The 26,733-nt window shown below is 71.4% G+C and carries 18 protein-coding genes; 12 read left to right on the forward strand and 6 right to left on the reverse strand.

Annotated features, from left to right (window positions below; all coding sequences use genetic code 11):
- The first annotated feature begins 38 nt into the window (after nucleotides 1-38).
- The 3 genes from AC3CF1_RS26975 to fxsT are packed head-to-tail and all read left to right on the forward strand — an operon-like array spanning nucleotide 39 to nucleotide 5,832.
- Nucleotides 39-698, forward strand: coding sequence for a TIR-like protein FxsC (locus AC3CF1_RS26975; protein ID WP_158240881.1), 660 nt, complete (start codon nucleotides 39-41; stop codon nucleotides 696-698).
- Nucleotides 695-1,966, forward strand: a complete 1,272-nt coding sequence (locus AC3CF1_RS26980; RefSeq protein WP_488451548.1) for a TIR-like protein FxsC — start codon at nucleotides 695-697, stop codon at nucleotides 1,964-1,966. Before AC3CF1_RS26975 ends, AC3CF1_RS26980 begins: the two co-directional genes overlap by 4 nt.
- Complete coding sequence (fxsT, locus tag AC3CF1_RS26985) at nucleotides 1,963-5,832, forward strand: FxSxx-COOH system tetratricopeptide repeat protein (protein ID WP_355162334.1); 3,870 nt, start codon at nucleotides 1,963-1,965, stop codon at nucleotides 5,830-5,832. The genes AC3CF1_RS26980 and fxsT overlap by 4 nt, the downstream gene beginning before the upstream one ends.
- A 65-nt stretch (nucleotides 5,833-5,897) precedes the next feature.
- On the opposite strand, the gene AC3CF1_RS26990 is transcribed toward fxsT, so the two are convergent.
- Nucleotides 5,898-6,806 carry an alpha/beta fold hydrolase gene (locus AC3CF1_RS26990; RefSeq protein ID WP_355162335.1) on the reverse strand — a complete coding sequence of 303 codons (909 nt, stop codon included), beginning with the start codon at nucleotides 6,804-6,806 and terminating at the stop codon, nucleotides 5,898-5,900.
- Nucleotides 6,807-7,026: 220 nt separating this feature from the next.
- On the opposite strand from AC3CF1_RS26990, the gene miaB reads away from it, so the two are divergent.
- Nucleotides 7,027-8,520, forward strand: a complete 1,494-nt coding sequence (gene miaB / locus AC3CF1_RS26995; protein ID WP_488451549.1) for a tRNA (N6-isopentenyl adenosine(37)-C2)-methylthiotransferase MiaB — start codon at nucleotides 7,027-7,029, stop codon at nucleotides 8,518-8,520.
- A 111-nt stretch (nucleotides 8,521-8,631) separates the two neighbouring features.
- Here miaB and AC3CF1_RS27000 read toward each other — a convergent pair whose 3' ends face one another.
- Complete coding sequence (locus tag AC3CF1_RS27000) at nucleotides 8,632-10,221, reverse strand: cellulase family glycosylhydrolase (RefSeq protein WP_488451550.1); 1,590 nt, start codon at nucleotides 10,219-10,221, stop codon at nucleotides 8,632-8,634.
- Nucleotides 10,222-10,758: 537 nt separating this feature from the next.
- On the reverse strand, nucleotides 10,759-11,967 hold the full coding sequence (locus AC3CF1_RS27005; protein ID WP_141908317.1) for a DUF349 domain-containing protein: 1,209 nt from the start codon (nucleotides 11,965-11,967) through the stop codon (nucleotides 10,759-10,761).
- 150 nt (nucleotides 11,968-12,117) lie between these two features.
- Between AC3CF1_RS27005 and AC3CF1_RS27010 the strand changes: the two genes are divergently transcribed.
- From AC3CF1_RS27010 to dapF, 3 genes are read left to right on the forward strand one after another with little or no spacing between them, the layout of a single operon-like run.
- Nucleotides 12,118-12,885 carry a class III extradiol dioxygenase subunit B-like domain-containing protein gene (locus AC3CF1_RS27010; RefSeq protein ID WP_488451551.1) on the forward strand — a complete coding sequence of 256 codons (768 nt, stop codon included), beginning with the start codon at nucleotides 12,118-12,120 and terminating at the stop codon, nucleotides 12,883-12,885.
- Complete coding sequence (miaA, locus tag AC3CF1_RS27015) at nucleotides 12,810-13,817, forward strand: tRNA (adenosine(37)-N6)-dimethylallyltransferase MiaA (RefSeq protein ID WP_412769049.1); 1,008 nt, start codon at nucleotides 12,810-12,812, stop codon at nucleotides 13,815-13,817. Before AC3CF1_RS27010 ends, miaA begins: the two co-directional genes overlap by 76 nt.
- Before the next feature lie 7 nt (nucleotides 13,818-13,824).
- Nucleotides 13,825-14,679, forward strand: a complete 855-nt coding sequence (gene dapF / locus AC3CF1_RS27020; RefSeq protein ID WP_488451552.1) for a diaminopimelate epimerase — start codon at nucleotides 13,825-13,827, stop codon at nucleotides 14,677-14,679.
- A 96-nt stretch (nucleotides 14,680-14,775) separates the two neighbouring features.
- Here the strand turns inward: dapF and AC3CF1_RS27025 are convergent, their stop codons facing one another.
- Nucleotides 14,776-16,242, reverse strand: coding sequence for an NAD-dependent malic enzyme (locus AC3CF1_RS27025; protein WP_354983919.1), 1,467 nt, complete (start codon nucleotides 16,240-16,242; stop codon nucleotides 14,776-14,778).
- A 183-nt stretch (nucleotides 16,243-16,425) separates the two neighbouring features.
- Between AC3CF1_RS27025 and hflX the strand changes: the two genes are divergently transcribed.
- The gene (hflX, locus tag AC3CF1_RS27030) at nucleotides 16,426-17,880 is read left to right on the forward strand and encodes a GTPase HflX (protein ID WP_088946778.1); all 1,455 of its coding nucleotides are present in this window, start codon (nucleotides 16,426-16,428) and stop codon (nucleotides 17,878-17,880) included.
- A gap of 49 nt (nucleotides 17,881-17,929) precedes the next feature.
- The gene (locus AC3CF1_RS27035; protein WP_488451553.1) at nucleotides 17,930-19,651 is read left to right on the forward strand and encodes a hypothetical protein; all 1,722 of its coding nucleotides are present in this window, start codon (nucleotides 17,930-17,932) and stop codon (nucleotides 19,649-19,651) included.
- A 134-nt stretch (nucleotides 19,652-19,785) separates the two neighbouring features.
- Here AC3CF1_RS27035 and lexA read toward each other — a convergent pair whose 3' ends face one another.
- Entirely contained in the window at nucleotides 19,786-20,574 is a 789-nt protein-coding gene (gene lexA, locus AC3CF1_RS27040; protein WP_088946780.1) for a transcriptional repressor LexA, read from the reverse strand.
- A 538-nt stretch (nucleotides 20,575-21,112) separates the two neighbouring features.
- On the opposite strand from lexA, the gene nrdR reads away from it, so the two are divergent.
- The 3 genes from nrdR to AC3CF1_RS27055 all read left to right on the forward strand — a co-directional run bounded on the left by nrdR (nucleotide 21,113) and on the right by AC3CF1_RS27055 (nucleotide 25,704).
- Nucleotides 21,113-21,613, forward strand: coding sequence for a transcriptional regulator NrdR (gene nrdR / locus AC3CF1_RS27045; protein ID WP_088946781.1), 501 nt, complete (start codon nucleotides 21,113-21,115; stop codon nucleotides 21,611-21,613).
- A 67-nt stretch (nucleotides 21,614-21,680) separates the two neighbouring features.
- Nucleotides 21,681-24,545 (forward strand): vitamin B12-dependent ribonucleotide reductase, encoded by a 2,865-nt coding sequence (locus AC3CF1_RS27050; RefSeq protein WP_488451554.1) that lies wholly within the window; start codon nucleotides 21,681-21,683, stop codon nucleotides 24,543-24,545.
- Between the two features lie 223 nt (nucleotides 24,546-24,768).
- Nucleotides 24,769-25,704, forward strand: a complete 936-nt coding sequence (locus AC3CF1_RS27055) for a DUF2332 domain-containing protein (protein ID WP_488451555.1) — start codon at nucleotides 24,769-24,771, stop codon at nucleotides 25,702-25,704.
- A 14-nt stretch (nucleotides 25,705-25,718) separates the two neighbouring features.
- On the opposite strand, the gene AC3CF1_RS27060 is transcribed toward AC3CF1_RS27055, so the two are convergent.
- Entirely contained in the window at nucleotides 25,719-26,660 is a 942-nt protein-coding gene (locus AC3CF1_RS27060) for a MerR family transcriptional regulator (protein WP_354983923.1), read from the reverse strand.
- Nucleotides 26,661-26,733 lie beyond the last annotated feature (73 nt).

The following is a 26,733-nucleotide window of genomic DNA, read 5'->3' on the forward strand; positions in this document are numbered from 1 at the left end:
CTACGCTGATGTTCCGGCCGCGTGGGGAGGGCGGAGGGGTGAGCACAGTGGACGCACCCTCCAGACTGCGCGCCCCGCTCTTCTTCATCAGCTATTCCCGGGCCCCGGTCGGCCGCGCCACCGGCAAACCCGCCGAGTACGTCTCCCGGTTCTTCGAGGACCTCTCCGTCCACGTCAGTGAGCTGGTCGGCCCGGTGACCGGAGTGGACGCCGGCTTCCTGGACAGCTCCATCGCCGGCGGTGAACGGTGGAGCCCGGAGCTGCTCCAGGCCGCCGGCACCTGCCAGGTCTTCGTCCCGCTGGTGTCCAGCGCGCTGCTCGGCAGTGACTGGTGCGGCCGGGAGTGGGATGCGTTCTCCCGCCGGACGATTGTCCCGCGGCACAGCTCCGCCTCGCCCCACGAAACGGCCATCGTGCCGGTCACCTGGTCGCCGACGAACGGCACGGCGCTGCCCCGGGTGCTCCGCGACATCCAACGGTTCACCCCGACCGCCGTGCCGGATCCCGACATCGCGGTGCACTACCAGCGGGATGGGGTCTACGGGTTGCTGACCATGCAGTGGGAGAACGCGTACCGGGCGGTGGTCTGGCGGCTCGCCCAGCGGATCGTGGCGATCCACCGGTCGTACGTGGTGCAGCCCTGGGTGCCGGCGAGCGTGGACGAGCTGTGCAACCGGTTCACCGAGGAGCCGGGATGAGCCCGCCGACGGACCGGCGCCGACCGGCAGCGCGCGGGACGTACTTCTTCCTCAGCTACGCCCACTCGGCGCCCCCGCCGGGCGCCCGCGCCGACGCCGACGTCTGGGTCGGCCAGTTCTTCGCCGACCTGTCCGACGAGGTGCGGCGCCAGGCGCGACCGGTGGCGGGGATGCGTATCGGCTTCTTCGACCAGCACATCCCGTTGGGCGCCGACTGGAAGGCGGCTCTCGCGGAGGCGCTGGGCGACGCCGAGGTCTTCGTTCCGCTCTACTCGCCCGGCTACTTCAGTCGCCCCTGGGCGTTGGGGGAGCAGGAGTCCTTCCGGGCCCGGCTGGCCGCCGCCGGGTCGGCCCGGCTGACCGCCGGCCACCTCACCCCGGTGCTGTGGATCCCGTTCCCACCGTGGGAGGCGCACCCGGAGCTGGACGGCGCCCTGGACCTGGGCCGGGACGTCCCGGCGTACGCCGAGGACGGCCTGCGGGCGTTCTGCATGCTGGCCTCCTACCGGGCACAGTACGAGCTTCTGCTGAGCCGCCTGGCCAGCCGGATCGTGCACACCGCCGAGCGGCGACCGCTGGGCCCGTCCCGCGCGCCGGGCCTCGACGAGGTCGTCCGCCCGGGGCCGACCGACCCGGACTTCGTCGTCGCCGTCCTGGCGCCGACCCGGGACCACCTGCCGACCGACCGCGACCCCGCCGGCTACGCGGCCAGCGGCCGGCTGTGGCGACCGTACGGGCGCCGCCAGGAGCTGCCCGCCGCCGAGTACGCGGCCAGCACCGCCGAGCGGCTCGGGCTGTCCGCCCACACGGCGGACTTCGCGCAGGCCGCCGGGCTGCTCGATCGCCGACCGGCCGTGCTGCTTGTCGATCCGTGGATCGCGGCCTCGCCGGACGCCGCCGCGATCCTCACCGGCATGCTGCACGGCCTGCGGGAGTGGGTGGTTCCGCTGGTGGTCACCGACGACGACGACACCCAGGACGCCAGCCGGTGGGCGACCGAGGTGACGCAACTGCTGCACGACGCCGGCCTGCCCCAGGTCAAGCGGGCCTGCAGCATGCCGGAGTTCGTCGACCTGATGCCGGCGCTGGTCACCGAGGCTCGCCGTCAGTTCCTCAAGTACGGCCCGGTGGTTCCCTTCGAACCGCCGCCGGAGCCGGTGCCGAGCCTGCGTGATGGCCTGCCGCCGGCCGGCTCGACCGTCACCCCCGATCCCGCGTCCACGCCTGACGATCCGGCCCCATTGCGTCCCCACGGAGAAAACCGATGAACAACGATCGCGAAGGCCAGGTCGTCACCTTCTACTCGTTCAAGGGTGGGACGGGCCGGACGATGGCGTTGGCCAATGTGGCCTGGATCCTCGCGGCCAGCGGCCGCCGGGTGCTCGTCGCCGACTGGGACCTCGAGTCACCCGGCCTGCACCGCTTCTTCCACCCGTTCCTCGACGCCGAGGCGATCCAGGGCACCAGCGGTGTGATCGACATGATCCGCGACTACGAGTGGGAGACCACCCGGGTCGACGACCGGCCGGACCGCTGGATGGAGCAGTACGCCCGGGTCGGGCGGCACGCCTTCTCACTGCGCTGGAACTTCCCCGACGGCGGCGGTCTGGACTTCCTCTCCGCGGGCCGGCAGAACAGCGACTACGCCGTCTCGGTGAGCGGGCTGGACTGGGACAACTTCTACAACCGGCTGGGCGGTGCGCAGTTCTTCGAAGCGCTGCGGGCGGACATGAAGCGCCAGTACGACTTCACCCTGATCGACAGCCGGACAGGGTTGAGCGACGTCGCCGACATCTGCACCCTGCACCTTCCGGACACGCTGGTCGACTGTTTCACGCTCAGCGACCAGGGCATCGACGGCGCGGCCCGGGTGGCGCACTCGGTACGCGACAGGTACCGGCGGCGTGACATCCGGGTCCTGCCGGTGCCGATGCGCGTCGACCAGGCCGAGAAGGAGCGGGCCGAGGCGGGTCGTCTGCTGGCCATGCGGCGGTTCGCCGGGTTGCCCGCGGGCATGACCGAGGCCGAACGGCGGCGCTACTGGGCTGCCGTCGAGGTCCCGTACCGGCCGTTCTACGCGTACGAGGAGACACTGGCGACGTTCGGGGACCCGCCCGGCTCGCCGACGTCGCTGCTGGCCGCGTTCGAGACGTTGACCGGGATCCTCACCGACGGCGCGGTGACCGCGCTGCCGCTGATGGACGAGTCGGTGCGGGAGCGGGGCAAGGCCCGTTTCCGTCGACGCACCGAGGCGATCGACGACCAGATCGTGCTCCGGTGTGCGCCGGAGGACGCCATCTGGGCCGAGTGGCTGGAGCGGGTGCTCAGCTCGGCCGGGTTGCGGGTGGTGGAGCCCACGGCCGCCGTCGGGTCCGCGGGCACGCCCGCGCCGCGCACGCTGACAGTGGTCTCGCCGGCCTACGTGGCGACGCCGTCCGGCGGTCTGCCCGACCGGGACACCAGCACCGGTTCCACGGCGCTCGCCGTGTACGTCGCCGACCTGCGCCCGCTGGCGGAGTTCCCCTCCCAGAGCTCCACCAACCTGGTCAATGTGAGCGCGGCGACCGCCGTGGAGCGGGTGTTGCGGCTGGTCGGCCGGCCGGTGCCGTCGTCTGCGGACGGCCCGGCGGGCGGGAGCACCCGTTTTCCCGGCACCGAGCCGTTGATCTTCAACGCCCCCAACCGGAACGCCCGGTTCACCGGCCGGGAGGACGACCTGGCCCAGCTGCGCGCGCAACTGCAGAGCGGGGGCAGCGCGGTGGTGCTGCCGGTCGCCCTCCAGGGCATGGGCGGCGTCGGAAAGACACAGGTGGCCCTGGAGTACGTGCACCGTTACAAGACCGCGTACGACGTGGTCTGGTGGATCGTGGCGGACCCGCCGCAGTTCGTCGACACCGCCCTGGCCGACCTCGCCAGCCGCCTCGGCATCCTCGCCGGGCCGACCGTGCCTGACACGGTCCGGTCCGTGTTGCAGGTGCTGGGCCGGGGCGAGCCGTACGAGCGGTGGCTCGTCGTGCTCGACAACGCCGAGGAGCTCGACCAGATCGAGCCCTTCCTGCCCCAGGGCCCCGGGCACGTCCTGCTGACCTCGCGCAACCGCGCCTGGGGTGACCGGGCGAACCCGATCCAGGTGGACGTCTTCAACCGCACCGAGAGCGTCGCGCACCTCGCCCAGCGGGTGCCCACGATCAGCGCCGAGGAGGCCGACCGGGTGGCCGAGGCGCTCGGCGACCTGCCGATCGCGGTGGCGGCGGCTGGCGCGTGGCTCGCGGACACCGGCACGTCGGTCGCCGACTATCTGCGGCAGATCGAGCGGCACGGTCCCAGCGCGCTCTCCGTCGAGGCGACCTGGGACCTGTCGCTGAACCGGCTGCTCGACCAGGCGCCCGCCGCGTACCGGCTGTTGCAGCTCTGCTCGGTGCTGGCCCCGGAGATCGCGCTGGAGCTGATCTACAGCGACGAGATGGCGGCGGCCCTCGTGCCGTTCGACCCGTCGGTGTCGGAACGGCTCGTCCGCGGTGCGCTGGTCCAGCAGATCAACCGGCTCGCCCTGCTCAAACTCGACGTCCAGGGCGGCCGGGTCCAGGTGCACCGGTTGTTGCAGGCGGTCGTACGCGACCGGATGACCGACGACGAGATCGACGCGGCCCGACACCAGGTGCACCTGGTGCTGGCGGCGTCCCGGCCCCGCGGTGACGTGGACGACCCGACCACCTGGCCCCGGCTGCGGATGCTCTGGCCGCACCTGGAGGTCTCCGAGGCGTTGAACTGCCCCGACGAGTCGGTGTGTCAGCTGCTCATCGACCGGGTCCGCTACCTGTGGCAGCGCGGCGGTCTGGACCAGGCCGACGGGTTCAGCCAGGAGGTGGACGAGACCTGGTCCGCCCGGCTCGGCGACACGCACGACGAGGTCGAGGCGTCCGCGCTGGTTCGACAGTTGCTGCACCTGCGCTTCAACCGGGCGAACATCCTGCGCAGCCTGGGCCGGTTCGACGAGGCCCGGGACCTGGACGAGGCGGTGCTGGCCGAGCAACGCCGGCTGCTCGGCCCGATGCACCCGCACAGTCTGATGACCGCCGGCAGCCTCGGCGGTGACCTGCGCGCGCTCGGCCGCTACGCCGAGGCGCTGGAACGGGACCGGTCCACGTACGCCTCCTGGCTCCAGGTGTTCGGCGAGGACCACCCCCGGACGTTGAGCGCGGCCAACAACCTCGCCGTCTCCTACCGGCTGGTCGGCGACTACCGGTCCGCCCGCAGGTGGGACGACGAGGTGCACCAGCGGCGGCGGCTGGTGCTCGGCCCCACCCACCCGTACACCCTGGTCTCCGCCGTGCGTCTGGGCAGCGACCTGCGGGAAGCCGGTGAGTACGAGAGGTCGGTCACCCTGCTGCGCACCGTGTACGACACGTACTGCGAGGTGCTCGGGTCGGACGACGGTCAGAGTCTCGCCGCGCAGGTCAACCTGGCGGTGTCCCTGCGCAGCGCCGGTCGGGGAGCCGAGGCCGCGCCGATGTTCGAGACGGCCTACCGCGAGCTCGACGAACGCTTCGGGCCGGACAACCCGGACACGGTGGCGTCCCGGTCGAGCCGCGCGGCGAACCTGCTGGCCGTCGGCGACGCGGCCAGGGCGTTCACCGAGATGACCGCCGTGAGCCAGGCGTACGAGGAACAGCTGCGCCTCGGCGCGGAGCACCCGCACACGTTGGCGACGCTGAGCAACATCTCCGCTGCCGAGCGCGCACTCGGGCGCAGGTCGGATGCTCGTGCGTCGGCGGCCCGGGCCTCCGGCGAGCTGCGCAAGGTGCTCGGCCCCGACCACCCGCACACCCTCGCCGCGGACGTGAACCACGCGGTGTGCCTCGCTGAGGAGGGGGAGTGGGACTCTGCGCGGGAGCGACTGCGGGAGACCGCCGGTCGCCTGTCCACGGTGATCGGCGCGGAGCACCCCGACACGCTGCGCTGCCTCGGTGATCTCGCCCTGGTGTCGAGGCGGGCCGGTGGCGAGGCCCCCGCCGAGGACGTCGGCGCGGTGGCGGACCGGCTGGCCGAGGTGATCGGCCCGGAGCATCCGACGGTGCAGACCCTGCGTGAGCGACGGTTCGTCGTCCGGGTGATCGACCCGCACACGATCTGACCGGGGTCGGTCCGGCGGGGTGGGTCAGGTCCGCCCCGCCGGGTCGAGCACTGAACGACTGTCGGTCAGACCCGCGGGGTGGTCGCGAGGTCCGGCGTGGCCAGCCAGGTGAGGGTCTGCGGCAGGATCTCCACAGCGCCGAAGTGCGCGGCGCCGGGCTGCACCTGGACCTCGGCCCGCGAGATCCGCGACGCGAGCCAGTGGGAGTGCTCCACCGGCGAGAAGCGGTCCTGCTCGCCGTGCCAGAGCCGGACCTCCGCCTGGATGGCGCTCAGGTCGAACCCCCAGCCACGCCGTATCGCCAGCACGTCGTCGATCCAGCCCTCGGGGCCGTGCCGCAACGCCTCGGAGTACATGTCGGTCAGCAGCCGGCGGATCGCGACGTCGTCGACGACCCGGATGTCCTCGTCGGGCAACTGGGGGCGCAGGAAGTCCAGCAGCGTCATCGGGTCCCGCCGGGCCTCCTCCGCGCGGACCTTCAGGTTGAGCGTGAGCTCGGCCAGGTCCTCGTCGGCCTGCCCGTAGTCCTCCACGTTCGACTCGGCCATCCCGGCGTACCAGTCCAGGTCGGGTGCGCCGGCCGGGGCGAGCCCCACCAGCACGGCGGCGCGGGTGACCCGGTCCGGCAGCAAGGCCGCACAGGCCAGAGCGTGTGGACCGCCACCGGACCGGCCCACCACCGCGAACCGCTCGATGCCGAGGTCGTCGGCGATCGCCGCCACGTCGGCCGCCGCGTCGGCGACCCGCCGACCCTCGTGCCGGTCGGAATCGCCGTAACCGGGCCGGTCGTAACAGACGAGGTGCACGCCGAGGCGGTAGACGACGATGCCCCGGGGCCGGGGGCCGCTGCGACTCCCCGGGGTGCCGTGCAGCAGGAAGACCGCAGGACCGTCCGGCGAGCCGGAGGTCTCCACCGCGAGGTGCCGCCCGTCCGGGGTGGTGACGGTGCGCTGTGCCGCATCTTGTCGCGTCACGGTTGGCCTCCCGCGGGTCGTCATGTGCTCCCCCGTGAATGGAGCCGCGCATTGTCGGCGCTGAGTGCAAAGCCCCCGAAACCGCCCAGAACACATTCTTGTTGTGCAGCGTACTGCCCGTCGTGGATGCCCGCTATGGGCCGCCGGGTCAATGCCGGTGGGTTGGGGCCGCCGAACGGGCCGCTACCCTGGTAGCCCGAGGGGAAGGGGCACCAAGAGGGTGGCTAGGACCTACAACGTCGTGACGTACGGCTGCCAGATGAACGTGCACGACTCTGAGCGCATCTCCGGCCTGCTCGAACAGGCCGGCTACGTGCGTGCGGTGCCCGCCGACGACACCCCGGACATCGTCGTCTTCAACACCTGCGCCGTCCGGGAGAACGCCGACAACCGGCTCTACGGCAACCTCGGTCGGCTGCGCCCGGTGAAGGACAAGCACCCCGGGATGCAGATCGCGGTCGGCGGCTGCCTGGCCCAGAAGGACCGGGGCGAGATCGTCCGCAAGGCGCCCTGGGTGGACGTGGTCTTCGGCACCCACAACATCGGCTCGCTGCCGGTGCTGCTGGAGCGGGCCCGGCACAACGCCGCCGCCGAGGTGGAGATTCTGGAGTCCCTCGACGTCTTCCCCTCCACGCTGCCCACCCGCCGCGAGTCCACGTACGCCGGGTGGGTGTCGATCTCGGTCGGCTGCAACAACACCTGCACGTTCTGCATCGTGCCCGCGCTGCGCGGCAAGGAGAAGGACCGCCGTCCCGGCGACATCCTCTCCGAGGTGCGCGCGCTGGTCGACGAGGGTGTGCTGGAGGTGACCCTGCTCGGGCAGAACGTCAACTCCTACGGCGTGGAGTTCGGCGACCGGTACGCGTTCGGCAAGCTGCTGCGGGCCTGCGGTGACATCGACGGGTTGGAGCGGGTCCGGTTCACCAGCCCGCACCCGAAGGACTTCACCGACGACGTGATCGCCGCGATGGCCGAGACGCCGAACGTCTGCCACTCGCTGCACATGCCGTTGCAGTCCGGCTCCGACGACGTGCTCCGGGCGATGCGCCGGTCCTACCGCTCCGAGCGCTACCTGGGGATCATCGAGAAGGTCCGGGCGGCGATGCCGGACGCGGCGATCACCACCGACATCATCGTCGGCTTCCCGGGTGAGACCGAGGCCGACTTCCAGCGCACCCTGGACGTGGTCCGCGAGGCCCGGTTCTCCTCGGCCTTCACCTTCCAGTACTCGAAGCGCCCCGGCACCCCCGCCGCGACCATGGACGACCAGTTGCCCAAGCAGGTCGTGCAGGAGCGCTACGAGCGGCTGATCGAAACCGTCGAGGAGATCACCTGGGCGGAGAACAAGCGCTTGGTGGGCGAGACCGTCGAGGTGCTGGTCGCGGTCGGCGAGGGCCGCAAGGACGAGCGCACCGGCCGGATGTCCGGTCGGGCCCGCGACGGCCGGCTCGTGCACTTCGCGACCGACACCGCGGACGGGGAGTCGCTGGCCGAGCAGATCCGCCCGGGTGACATCGTGCACACCACGATCACGTACGCCGCGCCGCACCACCTCAACGCCGACGGCGCGCCGGTGGCGCACCGGCGTACCCGGGCCGGCGACGCGGCCGAGGCGGGGCGCTCCCCGCGTACCCCCGGGGTGTTGCTCGGTCTGCCCACGATCGGCGCACCGCCGGTCGCCGCCGCACCGACCGCCGGCTGCGCCACCCACTGAGCACGGGAGGGCCCCTTGTCGTCGCACCACGACAAGGGGCCCTCGTTCAGACCGTGACCCGACCGGCGCCGGCGGACGGCCGACGCGCGAAGCGCCGGCCGTCCCGACAGCTCAGCAGCTGGCGCCGTTGAGCTTCACCGTGCCCGGCGCGCTGGCGGTCCCGTTGGCGGTGAAGCCCACGGTGACCGACCCGCCCGCCGACAGCGACGGGGCGTGCCCCGGCGCGGCCGCGGTGACCGTCGTGCCGGACTGGGAGACCGTGGCGTTCCAGCCACTGCCCAACGTCACCCCGGACGGCCAGGCCCAGGTGACCGACCACGGGTTCACCGCGGCGGAGCCGGTGTTCTTCACTGTCAACTCACCCTGGAAGCCGCCCTGCCAGGAGTTGACCTGCCGGTAGCTGGCAGTGCAGGCGCCGGTGGGCGGGTCCGTCGGTCCGTCGGGCGGTGGGGTGGTGGTGCCGCCACCGGTCGGCGCGATCAGGTACGGCTGGAGGATCGCCTGCTTGGTGGTGTTGACGTTCGTCCAGTCGTCCAGCGCGATGCCGCCGGTGTCACCCGAGTTCGGGTTCCACGACCAGTAGGTGAAGGACATCCCGGTCACCCCGGTGCCGGTGTAGGCCATCAACTTCTCCAGCCACACCCTGTCCTTCGGGTCCGCCAGGGTGCTGCCGAACTCACCCATCATGATCGGCGCGATGTTCTGCTTGTACAGGTAACCCCAGTACTTGTCCCAGATGGCCGGCATGTTCGCCGGGTAGTCCGGGGCGTCGAACCAGCTCTGCCGGTAGACCGAGGTGGCGTACTCGTGCGGCGAGTAGACCAGGCGGTTCGCCACGTTCAGCCGTACCGGGAACTGACCGGCCTTGGACAGGTTGCCACCCCACCAGCCACAGTCCTCGTCGTTGCTGGTGTCGCCGTCCCACACGTTGGAGAGGCCACCGCTGGGGCAGCTCACCCCCTCCACGAAGATCAACCAGTTGGGTTGGACGCCGAGGATCGCGTTACCGGCCCGCTCGGCGGCGAGCCGCCAGTCCCGGGTGGTGTCGCCGCAGCCCCAGCACGCGCCGGTGGCCGCCGGGTTGGTGCCCTCGGCGTGCGGCTCGTTGTGCAGGTCCGCGCCGATCACCGTGGGGTTGCCCGCGTACCGCTGGGCCAGCATCTTCCAGTCGTTGATCCAGGTCGCCTCGGAAACCGTCGACGTGTACCACAGCGGCGACTGCCCGGCCGCCGTCGGCCGGTGCCGGTCCAGGATGATCCGCATCCCCTTGCTGCCGGCGTAGTCGATCACCTTGTCCAGGATCTGCAACGGCGACAACCCGACCAGATCCGGGTTGACGAAGTCGTTGATCCCGCTGGCGGTCGCGCCCGGCTTCAGCGCGTCGTTCGAGTACGGCACCCGCAACGTGTTGTAACCCAGCCGGGCCATCGTGTCGAGCTGCCCCCGCCACGGGTTGTTCGACCACAGCCCGTGGAAGGTCTTGTTGTCGGTCTCCATGCCGAACCAGTTGATACCGGTCAACCGGACCGTGGCGCCGGTGCTGTCCACGATCTGATTGCCGCTGGTGTGCAGGTAACCGGTGCCGGTGCCACCCGGCGCGGCGACCGCCGGACCGGTGCTGACCGCGACGGCGACGAGCGCGCCAGCCGCGGCGGTGGCGAGCGCGGCCAGCGCGCCGCCGAAAGAGGTGGGACGGTGCATGCGAGCTCCACTTCGGATGCCCGACGCCGCCGTCGGCGGCGCGGGCGGAAGACCGGGGAAGGCCGTCCGCCCGTCACGCTCCCTCAGGAGTACGCGCACAGCGCGGAACGACCCATGTCACGCGGACGTGATCACTCGCGTAACGCACACCGACGATCCCCGACGACGTCGTACCGCCGTCAGCGCCCTCGCGTCGATGCCCGACCTGGCTCTGTCGCTCATTCTGATCAGCAGTCTTCAATGCGTCAACCAGCCGTCCGGCTGGCCCCACCCACCGCCCCGCGCCCGCGCCCCGTGCCGGCCCCGCGCCCCGCGTCCCGTCCCGCGTCCCGTCCCGCGCCCCGCCCCCCGCCCCCCGCCCCGCCCCGCGCCCCGGCAAGCCGGCAACTTCAGGGAAACTGCTGCCTCCGGCGCATCTGAGGCAGCAGTTTCGGGGAAGTTGCGAGGATCTTGGACGGGGCGCCGGCCGCGAAGGCCTTGGACACGCGGGAGCCCCCGGTCCCCTCTCAGGGAACGGGGGCTCCGGAAGACGTCAGCTCAGCCAGCCTGCTCGGCGAGTTGGAGGAACTGCCGCTTGGCGGTGAGCGCCTGCTCGGCTTCCTTGATCCGGCGTGCGTCCCCGGCGCTCTGCGCCCGGGCCAGCCGGTCCTCGGCTTCCGCCACCTGCGCCCGCATCTGGGCGAGCAGCGGGTTGTCCTCCTTGGTGGTGCGGCGCCACGCCGAGTCCATCACGTCGCGGACCTTGTCGTCGATGGCGCGCAGCCGGCGCTCCAGCCCGGCAGCCGCCTCGCGGGGGACCCGGCCGGCCTCGTGCCACTGTGCCTGGATCTCCCGCAGCTTGGCCTGGGCGCCCTTCGGGTCGGCGTCGATGTCCAGCGCCTCGGCCTCGGCGAGCAGGGCCTGCTTGCGCTCCAGGTTGCCGCGCTGCTCGTTGTCCCGGGCGGAGAAGACCTCACTGCGCCGGCTGAAGAAGGCGTCCTGCGCACCCCGGAATCGTTCCCAGAGCTTCTGCTCGGCCTCCTTGGAGGCGCGCGGCGCGGCCTTCCACTGGGTCATCAGATCCTTGAGCTGGTTGGCGGTGGCGGCCCAGTCGGTGGATTCCTGGAGCTTCTCCGCCTCGGCGACCAGCTCCTCCTTGACTGTCTGCGCCTGCTTGCGCTGCGAGTCCAGGGAGGCGAAGTGGGCGCCCCGACGTCGGGTGAAACCGTCCCGGGCGGCGGCGAACCGCTTCCACAGCTCACCGTCGGCCTTCTTGTCGACCCCACGGATGGTCTTCCACTCGTCGAGGATCTCCTTGAGCCGGTCCCCGGCGGTCTTCCAACCGGTGGATTCGGCAGCGAGCTTCTCGGCCTCCTCGACCAGCGCGGTCTTGCGGGCCAGGGCCTCACCGCGAGCGGCGTCCCGGGCGGCGCGCGCCTCACCGGCCTTCTCCTCGGCGAGGGTCGCCAGCTTGTCCAGGCGAGCGGCCAGGGCGTCGATGTCGCCGACGACGTTGGCCTCGGGGAGCGTGGCGCGGATCCGCCGGATCGTGCTCAGCGAGTGCCCGGCATCCGCCGCACCCGACTTGAGCCGCGCTTCGGTCAGATCCACCTCGGTGACCAGATCGGCGAAGCGGCGCGCGAAGTGTGCCAGACCTTCCTCCGGCGCACCCGCCTGCCAGGATCCGACCACCCGCTCACCCTCGGTGGTCTTGACGTATACGGTGCCGTCCGCGTCCACCCGTCCGAAGGCAGTCCAGTCGCTCATGTGCCCATCCTCGTTCTCCCGGCGTCGAGGGAATGGACCCCCGTCGCCGCCACGGCGCAGCCAAGTTGCTTCCGGCATTGTCACAGGTCTTACCCGGTCCGCGTCGAGCGCCTATCGCCGACCGTGACCATACGGTGTCCTAGGGGCCGAATGACCGGATCGGCGCGGAGACGCACCGGGGATTCCCGCTACGGTGAACGGGTGCCACTGGTCGCCGCCGCTGTCTGCCCGCATCCGCCCCTGCTCGTGCCGGAGGTGGCCGGCTCCGCAACCCCCGAGCTGGACGACCTGCGGACGGCCTGCGACACCGCCGTACGCCGGTTGCTGGCAGCCGACCCGGACCGCGTGGTGCTGCTCGGCACCGGTCCGGTGACCGGGCCGATCCGCCCCCCGGCCACGGGTTCCCTGCAGCCCTGGGGTGTCGACCTGGACGTGCCGCTGGTCCCCGGTCAGCCCGATCGGGGGGCGGTGCTGCCGTTGAGCCTGGCCATCGGCGCGTGGCTGCTGGCCCGGCACGACGCGCGACCGTCGCTGACCGCCGTGCAGGTGGCCGCCGACGCCGGTCTGGCCGAGCTTTCCGCGCTCGCCGACGAGGTGTCCGCCACGGGTGACCGGGTGGCGTTGCTGGTGCTCGGGGACGGGTCGGCCTGCCGGGGAGAGAAGTCACCCGGGTACGACGACCCGCGCGCCCTCCCGTACGACCAGCGGGTTGCCGGGGCGCTGGCCGACGCGGACCTGGACGTCCTGCTCGCCCTCGACCCGGTGGTGTCGGCGGAGCTGAAGGCCGCCGGCCGCGCGCCCTGGCAGGTGCTCGCCAGCGCGGCCCGCGCGGCCGGCGGGGGATGGCGCGGCGAGTTGCTGCACGACGCGGCCCCCTACGGTGTCGCCTACTTCGTGGCGTCCTGGGAGCGGGTGTGACCAGCGACGCGGGGGGCACTGCGGGGGGCACTGTCGTCGCGGTGGTCGGCCCGACCGCGGCGGGCAAGTCGGCGCTGAGCATCGCGTTGGCGCACGCCCTCGACGGCGAGGTGGTCAACGCCGACTCGATGCAGCTCTACCGGGGTATGGACATCGGCACCGCCAAGTTGACCGTGGCCGAACGGGACGGGGTGCCGCACCACCTGCTGGACATCTGGGACGTCACCGAGCCGGCGAGCGTCGCGGAGTACCAGCGGCTGGCCCGCGCGGCGGTGGACGACATCCTGTCCCGGGGTCGGGTGCCGCTGCTGGTCGGTGGGTCCGGGCTGTACGTGCGGGCGGTGCTGGAGCGTTTCGAGTTCCCCGGCACCGACGCGGTGCTGCGGGAGCGGTTGGAACGCGAGTTGGCCGAGGTCGGCCCCGCGCCGCTGTACGCGCGGCTGCGCGCCGCCGACCCGGTCGCCGCGGACGGCATCCTGCCCGGCAACGGTCGGCGGATCGTCCGGGCCCTGGAGGTGATCGAGCTCACCGGTGCGCCGTTCACCGCCTCGCTGCCGCAGCCGACGCCGTACTACCCGTCGGTGCAGCTCGGCGTCGACCTGGACACCGGGCTGCTGGACGAGCGGATCGCCCTGCGGGTCGACCGGATGTGGGCTGACGGCCTGGTGTCGGAGACCCGCGAACTGGTCGGGCGGGGGCTGCCCGAAGGGCGGACGGCGAGCCGGGCGCTGGGCTACCAGCAGGTGCTGCGCATGCTCGCCGGTGAGCTGACGGAGTCGCAGGCGCACGACGAGACGGTTCGCGCCACCCGGCGTTTCGTCCGCCGGCAGCGGTCGTGGTTCCGGCGTGACCCGCGGATCCACTGGCTGGATTCGGCGACTCCGGACCTGATCGGGGCCGCCCTCCGTCTGGTGCCCGCGGCTGCGCGATGATGGGGGCGTGGAGTTCACCAAGGGCCACGGCACCGGCAACGACTTCGTCCTCCTTCCCGACCCGGACGGTCAGCTCGACCTGACCCCGGAGCTGGTCGCGGCGCTCTGCGACCGGCGGCGGGGCATCGGCGCGGACGGCGTGCTGCGGGTGGTCCGCGCGGCCAAGCATCCGGAGGGCGCCGGGCTGGCCGGCGAGGCCGAGTGGTTCATGGACTACTGGAACGCCGACGGTTCGTTCGCCGAGATGTGCGGCAACGGTGCCCGGGTCTTCGTGCGCTACCTGCTCGACACCGGGCTGGCCACGCCCGCCGGCGCGGCGTTGCCGGTGGCCACCCGGGCCGGCGTCGTGCGCGCGCTGGTCGAGGGCGACGTGGTGTCCGTCGAGATGCGCCGCCCCCAGGTGTACGACAGCTCCGCCGCCACCCTCGGCGGGCTGACCCTGACCGGTGCGGTGGTGGACGTCGGCAACCCGCACCTGGTCTGCGTCCTGCCGGCGGGTGTGGAGTTGTCCGCGCTGGACCTGACGACCGCGCCCGGGTTCGACCCGGAGGTCTTCCCGAGCGGGGTGAACGTGGAGTTCATCGTGGCGGGCGACCCGGTCGACGCCACCGACGCGCACAGCCTGATGAGGGTGTATGAGCGTGGCAGCGCCGAGACGTTGTCCTGCGGCACCGGTGCCTGCGCGGTGGGCGCGGTGGCCCTGCGTGACGCCGGACGGGACACCGGAGTGGTCGCCGTGGACGTGCCCGGTGGCCGCGTGACGGTCACGGTGACGGCGGACTCCTGCTGGTTGTCCGGCCCAGCCGTCCTGGTGGCAACAGGCGAGCTGGACCCCAGCGCCCTGCCCCGCCACCCGGGTTGATCAGCGCCCTGCCCCGCCACCTGGGTTGATCAAGAGGTTTGCGTCAGGAACAACGCGGATCCTGACGCAAACCTCTTGATCAACAAGGGGAGCGCGTCAGGGGGTCGCGCTGGCGTTGGCCGCGATCTCGGGGAGGTCCGACGGGCCGGGGTCGGCTGCCGGAAGTGGGCTGGGGTTGTTCGCGGCGGCGCGGACGGCGGCGGCGACCGCCGGGGCGACCCGGGAGTCGAAGACGCTCGGCACGATCACCGTCGGGTTGATCTTGTCCTCACCGACCACGTCGGCGATGGCCTGGGCGGCCGCGAGGGCCATCTCCTCGGTGAACTCCTCGGCGTGCGCGTCGAGCATGCCGCGGAACACACCGGGGAAGGCGAGCACGTTGTTGATCTGGTTCGGCTGGTCCGAGCGACCGGTGGCGACCACGGCGGCGTGCTTGCGCGCCTCCCGGGGGTCGACCTCCGGGTCCGGGTTGGCGAGCGCGAAGACGATCGAGTCCTTCGCCATCTGGGCGATGTCGTCGCCGGTGAGCAGGTTCGGCGCGCTCACCCCGATGAACACGTCGGCACCCCGGATCGCACCCGGCAGGTCGCCCGAGTAGTTCTCCTTGTTGGTGTTCTCCGCCAGCCACTGCCACGCCGAGTTGAGCCCGGTCAGCCCGCGGTGCAGGGCGCCCTCCCGGTCGTACGCGATGATGTCGCCGACGCCCTGGCGCAGCAGCAGCTTCATGATCGCGGTGCCGGCCGCGCCGGCGCCCGAGACGACCACGCGGACGTCCTCGAGCCGCTTTCCGACCACCCGCAGCGCGTTGGTCAGCGCCGCCAGCACGCAGATCGCGGTGCCGTGCTGGTCGTCGTGGAAGACCGGGATGTCCAGCGCCTCGCGCAGCCGGGCCTCGATCTCGAAGCAGCGCGGCGCGGCGATGTCCTCCAGGTTGATCCCGCCGTACGCGGGCGCGATCGCCTTGACGATCTGCACGATCTCGTCGGTGTCCTGGGTGTCCAGCACCACCGGCCAGGCATCCACCCCGCCGAAGCGCTTGAACAGCGCCGCCTTGCCCTCCATCACTGGCAGCGACGCGGCCGGGCCCAGGTTGCCCAGGCCGAGCACCGCCGAGCCGTCGCTGACCACCGCGACGGTGTTGCGCTTGATGGTCAGCCGCCGGGCGTCCGCCGGGTTCTCGGCGATCGCCATGCAGACCCGGGCCACCCCAGGGGTGTACGCCCGGGACAGCTCGTCACGGTTGCGCAGCGCGACCTTCGAGGTCACCTCGATCTTGCCGCCGAGGTGCAGGAGGAACGTCCGGTCCGACACCTTGCGGACGTCCACGCCGTCCAGCGCGGTCAACGCGTCGACCACCTGGTCGGCGTGGCCGGCGTCGGCGGTGTCGCAGGTCAGGTCGACGATCACGTGGGTCGGGTCCGAGTCCACCACGTCCAGCGCCGTGACGATCGCCCCGGCCTCGCCGACCGAGGTGGTGAGCCGGCCGATCGATGAGGCGTCCGCGGTTACGGCGATCCGGATGGTGATTGAAAATCCGGCGCTCGGCAGTCGGGTGATGGCCACGGGATCCCTCCGTCACGGCTGTGCGGCCAGTCGGCCGCCGCCCGCATTTCTACCGGGTTGTCGAGTCCGACCAGCATTCGCCCCCACTTTTGGCGACCTTCAGCATGGGCATATAGCAGGTGCGTTCGGCGTTGTGTCATGTCAGGATTACGTTCTACTTATCAAAACGGACAGGAGAACCGCTTGCGAGACCAGGAGAGCTTTGTCCCCGTCGAGGACGAGCTCGACGACGTCACCACCGGCGAGATGGAGCTGTCGGAGCGGCAGTCCCTGCGACGCGTCCCGGGCCTGTCAACCGAGCTCACCGACGTCACCGAGGTGGAATACCGCCAGCTGCGGCTGGAGCGGGTCGTCCTGGTGGGCGTCTGGACCGAGGGCACGATCGCCGATGCGGAAAATTCGCTGACCGAGCTTGCCGCGCTGGCCGAGACGGCCGGTTCGCAGGTGCTCGAAGGGCTCATTCAGCGTCGCACACGACCCGACCCGGCGACGTACATTGGCCGCGGCAAGGTCGACGACCTCGGCGCGGTGGTGCTTTCCACCGGTGCCGACACGGTCATCTGCGACGGTGAGCTGTCGCCGTCGCAGCTGCGCAACCTGGAGCAGCGCACCAAGGTCAAGGTTGTCGACCGGACGGCGCTGATCCTCGACATCTTCGCCCAGCACGCCAAGAGCAAGGAAGGTAAGGCGCAGGTCGAGCTGGCCCAGCTCCAATACCTGCTGCCCCGACTGCGCGGTTGGGGTGAGACGCTCTCCCGGCAGACCGGTGGTTCCGGCCGGGGCGGCGGCGCCGGTGGCGGTGTGGGTGTGCGTGGTCCCGGTGAAACCAAGCTGGAGACCGACCGGCGGCGGATCCGCCACCGCATCTCCCGGCTGCGCCGCGAGATCAAGAACATGCGCACGGTACGCGTCACCAAGCGTGCCCGACGCACCCGCAACTCGATCCCCGCCGTGGCCATCGCGGGCTACACCAACGCCGGCAAGTCGAGCCTGCTCAACCGGCTGACGGACGCGGGTGTGCTGGTGGAGAACGCGCTGTTCGCGACGTTGGACCCGACCACCCGTAAGGCCACCGCCTCGGACGGGCGGATCTACACGCTCTCCGACACGGTCGGCTTCGTCCGGCACCTCCCGCACCAGATCGTCGAGGCGTTCCGCTCGACGCTGGAGGAGGTCGCGGAGGCGGATCTGGTGGTGCACGTCGTCGACGGCACCCACCCGGATCCGGAGGAGCAGGTCCGGGCGGTGCACGAGGTGCTCGCCGAGGTGAGCGCGGATCGTCTCCCCGAGCTGCTGGTGGTCAACAAGACCGACGCCGCCGACGAGGACACTCTGCTGCGGCTCAAGCGGCTCTGGCCGGACGCGATCTTCGTATCGGCGTACTCCGGCAGGGGCATCGAGGACCTGCGCTCGGCCATCGAGGACCGGCTGCCGCAGCCGGCCGTCGAGGTCCGGGCGGTCCTGCCGTACGACCGGGGTGACCTGGTGTCCCGGGTGCACCGCACCGGCGAGGTGCTCAGCACGTCGCACCTGCCGGAGGGCACCCTGCTGCACGTCCGCGTCAGTGCGGAGCTGGCTGCGGAGCTGGCGCCGTTCGACGTCGCGCGGCAGGGACAGGCGGCCGGCACCCGGTCCTGAGCCCCACGGCGTCATCCACCTGAAACGCGTGGCATGCGACACTGGCCGAATGCGCCGCGTTGTTTCCTCGGTCACGGTTGCCCTCGGCCTGTTCGGGGCAACCGTGGCGCTCGCCGGAGTCGCCGCTGCGGCCCCCGCGCCCGTGTCGTCGGGGCTGCCCGCTGCCGCTGCCGGTCAGAAGCGGTGCACGATCGTCGACGAGCGCCTGCGGGAGCTGTCCGGGCTGGTCGCGACCAAGAGCGGTTACATCGTCATCAACGATGGCACCGAGGTCCCGGCACGCAAGCGGGTCTTCTTCCTCGACAGCAAGTGCAAGATCTCGAAGGAGCCGGTCCGATACTCCGGGCAGGGCCCCTTCGACACCGAGGATCTGGCTCTCTCCAAGGACGGCAGCACCCTCTGGATCGCCGACATCGGCGACAACGCCGACTCGAAGGAGCGCCGCAGCCGCATCGCGCTCTGGTCGATGCCGGTCACCGGCACCAAGCAGCCGACGCTGCACCGGCTCGCGTACCCCGAGGCCAAACCGCGCGACGCCGAGGCGTTGCTCATCGGCGACGACGGTAAGCCGCTCATCATCACGAAGGTGACCAGCGGCAAGGCCGAGATCTACACCCCGACGGCGGCCCTGAAGAGCGGCGACACCGACCCGGTGCCGATGAGCAGGGCCGGCGAGATCGAGTTGCCCAAGACGCAGACGGAGAACCCGCTCAACACGTTCGGTCGGATCGCCATCACCGGCGCGGCCCGGTCCCCGGACGGCTCCCGGGTGGTCCTCCGCACCTACGCGGACGCCTTCGAGTACGACGTGAGCGGCGGCGACATCGTCGGCGCGCTCACCACCGGCAAGCCCCGGGTGACGGCGTTGGCCGACCCGTTCGGCGAGGCCATCAGCTACACGCCGGACGGGAAGTCGTTCCTGACCGTCTCCGACGCGGCCCGCTTCGCCGAGGACGAGCCCCTCGACATCCTCAGCTACACACCGTCCACCTCGACAGCGGCGCCACTCGCAGCGGCCGGCGGTGCCAAACCGGCCGCGGCGAAGTCGTGGACCGACGGTCTGAGCCTCGACGACATCACCTACCTGGTCGGCGCCGTCGGGTTGATCGGCCTCCTGTTGGTCGGCGCCGGGATCATCGGCATCGTCCGGGCTCGCCGACGGCCGCCGGCCGCCGACGGGCCCGACTCGGCGGACCCGGATGGTGAGCCGTCAGGCCCACGTGCCGGTCGTGCCGCCGACGGGCCCGCGGGGCCCACCGGCCGGAAGAGCGGTGTCTACGGTGGTGGCGCGCCAGCGGGTGGCGCGGTCTACGGCGGTGCCGCGGGTCGCGGCGGCCCGGCCCCGGCGGGTGGTGCGGTGTACGGCGGCGGTGGTCGCCCGGCTGACGGTGGCTACGGCACGCCACGGCCGGACGCCGGCAGCGGCGTGTACGGCGGAGGTCGTCCCCCAGCCGGCGGAGGTCGTCCCCCGGTCAGTGGTGGCGCTCGTCCTCCGGTTGCTGGCGGCGGTCGCCCTCCGGCCAGTGGTGGCGGTCGCGCACAGGGTGCTGGCGGTCGTCCGCAGAGTGGGGGCGGTCGTCCTGGCGGCGGTGTGTACGGCGATGGCGGCGGCCAGCCCGGCGCCGGTCGGGCGGAGCCGCCCCGGCGCGGTGGGCAGGAACCCGACCAGCGGGGCCAGCGGCCCGGCCGCCGGCGTGACGACGACGGGCCCGTCGATCCGTACGGGCAGTATCCCGGGGGCGGCCGCGGCTATCGAGGCGACCGCTACTGATGAGCGTCGCCGCGCTCACGCGCCCCTGAACAACCAACGCGGGTAGGCCGCGCGCCTGAACAGCGGGCGTGGGTGGGCCGCGCTTCTGAACAGCGGGCGTGGGTGGGCGCCGTGGGCACCCACCCGCCGGCCGCTCAGATTCGGCGCAAGACCGCCACGACCCGGCCCATGATGGTGGCGTCGTCACCGGGGATCGGGTCGAAGGCCGGGTTCTGCGGCATCAGCCAGACGTGCCCGTCGCGCCGTCGGTAGGTCTTCACGGTCGCCTCGCCGTCAAGCATGGCGGCCACGATCTCGCCGGAGTCGGCGGTCGGCTGCTGCCGCACGACGACCCAGTCGCCGTCGCAGATCGCCGCGTCGAGCATCGAGTCGCCCTTGACCTGGAGCATGAAGACTTCACCCTCGCCCACCAGCTCGCGGGGGAGCGGGAAGATGTCCTCCACGGCCTGCTCGGCGAGGATCGGCCCACCGGCGGCGATCCGACCGAGCATCGGCACGTACGCCGGGGTCGGTCGCTGCGCCCGGGACAGCTCGTCGTCGATGGCCTCGCTGGGAGCACGGACGTCCACCGCGCGCGGCCGGTTCGGGTCGCGGCGCAGGAAGCCCTTCTTCTCCAACTCCTTGAGCTGGTAGGCGACGCTGGACGGCGACACCAGGCCGACGGCCTCGCCGATCTCGCGGACGCTCGGCGGGTAGCCGTGCCGCTCGACCCAGGTGCGGATGAACTCCAGGATGCGACGCTGGCGAGCGGTCAGGTCGATCGTCGCCGGGTCGGGGAAGGCGCTGACCACCGGGGTGACCTGGCGCACGGCGGGCTGACCCGTCCGGCTGCGCGCGGCGCTGCGGCGTCGGGTGGTGGCCGGCGGGCCCGCCTCGGTGATCTGCTGCGGGCTCTTCGGCCGGCTGGCCCGGTCCTCGGTCACGTCCGTCCTCCCTGGTCGGCGCTGGGTGCCTCGTCGGCTCGTGGTGCGTGCGGTGGTGCCACGTTGTTCATGACCGTATAGGTGAGATCGGTCATTTTCAAACATCTGTACGACCTCTCACCGGCGTGTCGGGGTGAAAACCGCTCCGGTCGTACGGATGTTCTGATAAATGGTACGTCAGGTAGCACTGGTGTTCGATCATCAGCCGTTTTCCCTGTCACTCTGGCCCGCTGGCCGGTAACCCGGGCGGGGCGTTCGCGTTGGGTCTTCGGGCGTGCCGATGGTCGCGGATGACCGGATGGTCCGTGACGCGCCGGACACGCCGGTCAACTTGACCCGGCTTCCCCAGCGACATACGGTCAACCCCTAGATGTAGTAGTGACACGGGCGTAAGTTGCCCACAGGTTGGGTCCGACTACCGACCGCACTCCCGTAACGTCGATCACGGCGGGCGCCATCCGAGGGTGGCACCGCCGTGGTGAGTCGTGCCCGGGAGTGTCCGGTGTGGGCGCAGTTGATCATTTTTAGGAGGTGGGCGATGCGGTGTCCGTACTGCCGGCACGCTGACTCCCGGGTGGTCGACTCGCGGGAGGCCGACGACGGCCAGCTCATCCGACGGCGGCGTTCCTGCCCGGAATGCGGCAAGCGGTTCACCACCGTCGAGGAGGCGGTCCTCGCTGTCGTCAAGCGCAGCGGGGTGACCGAGCCGTTCAGTCGTACGAAGATCATCGGCGGGGTGCGCAAGGCGTGCCAGGGCCGGCCGGTGGACGACGACTCACTCGCGCTGCTCGCGCAGCGGGTGGAGGAGACGGTCCGGGCCAAGGGGGCCGCCGAGATCCCCAGCCACGACGTGGGCCTGGCGATCCTGGGGCCACTGCGCGACCTGGACGAGATCGCCTACCTGCGGTTCGCCAGCGTCTACCGCTCCTTCGACTCACTCGCGGACTTCGAGCGCGAGATCGAGACGTTGCGGGCCGCGGCGCGCGCCCGGGGGCAGGGCAGGGCCGATGCGGTTGAGGCCGCCGGCCGTACCAGCTGAATCTTCACACTTTTTCAAGAGATTGGGACGCGCGGTGGGTGACCGCGCAGACGAGGGGGGCGACGGCGTGACAACTAGCCGTTCACGAAACAAGGCAGGCGCGGGGCTGAAGATCGAGCGGGTGTGGACGACCGAGGGGGTCCACCCGTACGACGAGGCCACCTGGGAGCGCCGCGACGTCGTGATGACGAACTGGCGGGATGGCTCGATCAACTTCGAGCAGCGGGGGGTCGAGTTCCCGCAGTCGTGGAGCGTCAACGCGGCCAACATCGTGACCACCAAGTACTTCCGGGGCGCGGTGGGGACCCCGGAGCGGGAGTGGTCGCTCAAGCAGCTGATCGACCGGGTGGTCACCACCTACCGCACCGCGGGCGAGGAGTACGGCTACTTCGCCAGCCCGGCCGACGCCGAGATCTTCGACCACGAGCTGACCTGGATGCTGCTGCACCAGGTGTTCAGCTTCAACTCGCCGGTCTGGTTCAACGTCGGCACGCCGTCGCCGCAGCAGGTCAGCGCCTGTTTCATCCTGGCCGTCGACGACTCGATGGACTCGATCCTCGACTGGTACAAGGAGGAGGGGCTGATCTTCAAGGGCGGCTCCGGCTCCGGGGTCAACCTGTCGCGGATCCGCTCGTCGCGTGAGCTGCTCTCCTCCGGCGGCACCGCCTCGGGCCCGGTCAGCTTCATGCGTGGCGCCGACGCCTCCGCCGGCACCATCAAGTCCGGCGGCGCGACCCGCCGGGCGGCCAAGATGGTCATCCTCGACGTGGACCACCCGGACATCGAGGAGTTCGTGGTCACGAAGGCGCGCGAGGAGCACAAGATCCGCGCCCTGCGCGACGCCGGGTTCGACATGGACCTCGGCGGCTCCGACATCGTCAGCGTGCAGTACCAGAACGCCAACAACTCGGTCCGGGTCTCCGACGAGTTCATGTCGGCGGTGGAGAACGGCGGCGGCTTCGACCTGCGCGGTCGGCTGGACGGCTCGGTGATCGACACCGTCGACGCCAAGAAGCTGTTCCGCACCATCTCCCAGGCCGCCTGGGAGTGCGCCGACCCGGGCCTGCAGTACGACGACACGATCAACGACTGGCACACCTGCCCGGAGACCGGGCGGATCACCGCGTCGAACCCGTGCTCGGAGTACCTGCACCTGGACAACTCCTCGTGCAACCTGGCCTCGCTCAACCTGATGAAGTTCCTCCGCGCCGACGGTGGCTTCGAGGTGGAGAAGTTCGTCAAGTCCGTCGAGTTCGTCATCACCGCGATGGACATCTCGATCTGCTTCGCGGACTTCCCGACCGAGAAGATCGGTGAGACCTCCCGCGCCTACCGGCAGCTCGGCATCGGCTACGCCAACCTCGGCGCCCTGCTGATGGCCACCGGCCTGCCGTACGACTCGGACCAGGGCCGCTCGGTCGCCGCGTCGATCACGTCGCTGATGACCGGCACCGCCTACCGCCGTTCCGCCGAGCTGGCCGGCGTCGTCGGCCCGTACGACGGCTACGCCCGCAACGCCGAGCCGCACAAGCGGGTCATGCGCAAGCACGCCGCGGCCAACGACGAGATCAAGCCGACCAGCCCGGTGGCCACCGCGATCGTCCGCGAGGCGACCAAGCAGTGGACCCAGGGCAACAAGATCGGTGACAAGTTCGGCTGGCGCAACGCGCAGGCGAGCGTCCTCGCCCCGACCGGCACGATCGGCTTCATGATGGACTGCGACACGACCGGCGTTGAGCCGGACCTGGCGCTGGTCAAGTTCAAGAAGCTGGTCGGCGGCGGCTCGATGCAGATCGTCAACCAGACGGTTCCGCGCGCCCTGCGCAGCCTCGGCTACCCCGAGGAGCAGGTCGAGGCGATCGTCGAGCACATCGCCGACCACGGCCACGTGGTGGACGCCCCCGGCCTCAAGCCGGAGCACTACCCGGTCTTCGACTGCGCCATGGGGGAGCGGACGATCGCCCCGATGGGTCACGTGCGGATGATGGCGGCCATCCAGCCGTTCGTCTCCGGCGCGATCTCCAAGACGGTCAACATGCCGGAGGCGGCCACCGTCGAGGACGTCGAGAAGATCTACTTCGAGGGCTGGAAGCTCGGCCTCAAGGCGCTGGCGATCTACCGGGACAACTGCAAGGTCGGTCAGCCGCTCTCGGTCGCGAAGTCCAACAAGGCCACCGAGCCGGCCGCCGTCGAGACCGCGCCGGTCGCGGTGGAGAAGGTCATCGAGTACCGGCCGGTGCGTAAGCGCCTGCCGAAGAAGCGCCCGTCCGAGACGGTCAGCTTCTCCGTCGGAGGTGCCGAGGGCTACCTCACCGCGTCGTCCTACCCGGACGACGGCCTCGGCGAGGTCTTCCTCAAGATGTCCAAGCAGGGCTCGACCCTGGCCGGGGTGATGGACGCCTTCTCGGTGGCCATCAGCATCGGTCTGCAGTACGGCGTGCCGCTGGAGACGTTCGTCAGCAAGTTCACCAACATGCGCTTCGAGCCGGCCGGCATGACCGACGACCCGGACGTGCGGATGGCGGCCTCGGTGATGGACTACATCTTCCGTCGCCTGGCGCTGGACTTCCTGCCGTATGAGCGCCGCGCCGAGTTGGGCATCTTCACCGCTTCGGAGCGGGCCGCCCAACTGCGGGCCGAGGCCGACGCGGAGGCCGCCGGCGTCACCGGTGCCGAGCTCACCGCGATGGCGTCCTCGGCGCCCGTGGAGGCCCCGGCCAAGTCGGAGGCCGTCGCCCAGCCGGCCCAGGAGATGGCCGACGTGGCCGCCGCCAAGCCGGCGCCGAGTGTGGGTTCCAGCACGGAACTGCTGGAGGCCGTGATCGGCAAGGCCGCCGACGCGCCGCTCTGCTTCACCTGCGGCACGAAGATGCGCCCGGCCGGCAGCTGCTACGTCTGCGAGGGCTGCGGTTCCACCAGCGGCTGCAGCTGACGTACGAACGCGAGATCCGCGAGCGCGGCAGGGATCACCTGCCGCGCTCGCGGCGTTTTTGATCGACTCGCGTTCCAGGAAACCGGTGCATCAACCTCGCCAGGACACCCCGACTTCACGAAACCCGAGTCGGTCACGGGGCCGCAGCACTCGAGGAGGCGGGTGAGGCAGCGCACGGGAACGGGGGCTGAATTACCGAGGAACGGGCTGCGACGATGAGGGCATGACGACCGCCGAGGCGTACGCGGAGTTCGGCAGGCGGGAGGCGCGCGGGGTGTCGCCCACCTATGAGCGTCTCTCGCATGCCGTCGCCCACGACGATGCCCTGCTCGCCCTGCTTGATGCGCTTCCGCCGGCCAAGCGGCAGCCCAACCTGTTGTTCAGCGTCGTCCGCTGGCTCGGCGGCCCGGTCGACGACCCGGCCGCCTTTCACGACTTCACGGTGACGCACTGGCCCGCCGTCAAGGCGGAGCTGCTAACCCGGGCCACCCAGACGAACGAGAGCGGCCGGTGTGCGGTCCTGCTGCCGGTGCTCGCCGCGCTGCCGCAGCCCCTCGCCCTGCTGGAGGTCGGCGCGTCCGCCGGGCTCTGCCTCTACCCCGACCGGTACGCGTACCGCTACGGCAAGCACCAGGTCGGCTCCGGCGAGCCGGTCCTGGAGTGCGCGGCCAGCGGTCTGGTGCCGCCGACCCGCGTACCCCAGGTGGTGTGGCGGGCCGGCCTGGACCTCAACCCTCTCGACGCGACCGACCCCGGCGACGTGTCCTGGTTGGACGCGTTGATCTGGCCGGAGCACGCGCACCGGCGGGCCCGGCTGCGCGCCGCTGCGGCGGTCGCCGCGGCCGACCCGCCGCTGCTGGTTCGCGGCGATCTGGTGGACGACCTGCCGGCGCTGGCCGCCCGGGCACCGGCCGACGCGACGCTGGTGGTCTTCCACACGTCAGTGCTCTACCAGGTGCCGCCGCCGCGCCGGGAGGAGTTCGTCCGGTTGGTCCATGAGCTGCCCGGTCACTGGATCGGGAACGAGGCCCCGGAGGTGCTGCGGCACGACGGACTGCCCGACCCGCCGGACGATGCCATGCACAACGTCCTCGCGTTGGATGGCAGGCCGTTGGCCTGGGCCCGGGGCCACGGCCAGGCGATGACCTGGTTCGGGTGACGCCGCGAGTCGGCTCAGCGAGCCGGTTCGGGCATCCGGGCGCGTAGGGCCTGGATGAACCACTCCGCCGCCGGGGCGACCGCGTCGCCGGTCGACCAGCCGTTGAGCACCGACAACAGGTCGACATAGCGGTCCCGGCGGGGATCGTTCGCCACGGTCAGTCGGTCGAGCAGCCGCTGGCGCAGGTCGGCGTCGTCAGGGCGCCCCCGCAGACGCGCGTACCGGTCGATGACCCTCGCGACCACGGCATCCGCCTCGGGAGCGGTCGGATCGAGACCGGCCGCCAGGGCGGGTGCCACCGCGTCCCGAACCACCGCGACGGCGTCCGGGCGCGGCAGTCCCGGGACGTCGTGGTCGGCGGCGTGCTGGCGCGCCAACCGTCGCATGCTCGCCAGGAAACTGGCGTCCTGGCACAGCTCGGCCAGCTCCAGCCACGCCTCGACCTGCTCGGTGCTGGGCTCGTCGGGCAGGCTCGGTGTCATCGACACGACGACGCCGGGCGAGGTGGGCTGGTCGCGCAGACCAGCGAAGACGGTGTTCAGGAAGTCGCCCACCAGGTGCCCCCGCTCGCGAGTGGTGAGCTGGGCCAGACGGTGCAGATCGTCCACCTCCGCCGGGCCCGCCCCGCGCCTCGCCGCGACGGTGAGCACCGCCTGGCGCAGCCGCAGCACCCGGATCTGCACCGCCAACGCCTCGGCGTGCGCGGCGGCCACCTCGGGCAGGGTCACCTCGCGGTTCACCACGCGACGAACGGTGGCCAGGTCCACGCCCAGCTCGCGCAGGGTGCGGACCAGTTCCAGTCGGGCGACCGCCTCGGCGTCGAACAGGCGGTAGCCGGCGGGGCTCCGGTCGGTGGGCGGCACGATTCCCCGGTCGGCGTAGTACCGGATCGTCTTGACGCTCAGGCCGGTTCGCTCGGCCAGGTCGCCGATCGTGTACAGCGGTTTCCCGTTCATGTCCCCACCCTGCTGTCTCCCCCGCTGGAGACTCAACCCGACACCAGCGACAGGCGCATTCGACTCGCTCAGA

The sequence above is a fragment of the Micromonospora sp. MGP-C2 genome (assembly GCF_057766525.1).

Excerpts from the sequence above, each read along its gene's own strand:
- AC3CF1_RS26980 (WP_488451548.1), top strand. The coding sequence starts at position 695 with ATGAGCCCGCCGACGGACCGGCGCCGACCGGCAGCGCGCGGGACGTAC.
- fxsT (WP_355162334.1), top strand. The coding sequence starts at position 1,963 with ATGAACAACGATCGCGAAGGCCAGGTCGTCACCTTCTACTCGTTCAAG.
- AC3CF1_RS27000 (WP_488451550.1), bottom strand. The coding sequence starts at position 10,221 with ATGCACCGTCCCACCTCTTTCGGCGGCGCGCTGGCCGCGCTCGCCACC.
- AC3CF1_RS27005 (WP_141908317.1), bottom strand. The coding sequence starts at position 11,967 with ATGAGCGACTGGACTGCCTTCGGACGGGTGGACGCGGACGGCACCGTA.
- AC3CF1_RS27010 (WP_488451551.1), top strand. The coding sequence starts at position 12,118 with ATGACCGGATCGGCGCGGAGACGCACCGGGGATTCCCGCTACGGTGAA.
- miaA (WP_412769049.1), top strand. The coding sequence starts at position 12,810 with ATGGCGCGGCGAGTTGCTGCACGACGCGGCCCCCTACGGTGTCGCCTA.
- AC3CF1_RS27035 (WP_488451553.1), top strand. The coding sequence starts at position 17,930 with ATGCGCCGCGTTGTTTCCTCGGTCACGGTTGCCCTCGGCCTGTTCGGG.
- nrdR (WP_088946781.1), top strand. The coding sequence starts at position 21,113 with ATGCGGTGTCCGTACTGCCGGCACGCTGACTCCCGGGTGGTCGACTCG.
- AC3CF1_RS27055 (WP_488451555.1), top strand. The coding sequence starts at position 24,769 with ATGACGACCGCCGAGGCGTACGCGGAGTTCGGCAGGCGGGAGGCGCGC.
- AC3CF1_RS27060 (WP_354983923.1), bottom strand. The coding sequence starts at position 26,660 with ATGAACGGGAAACCGCTGTACACGATCGGCGACCTGGCCGAGCGAACC.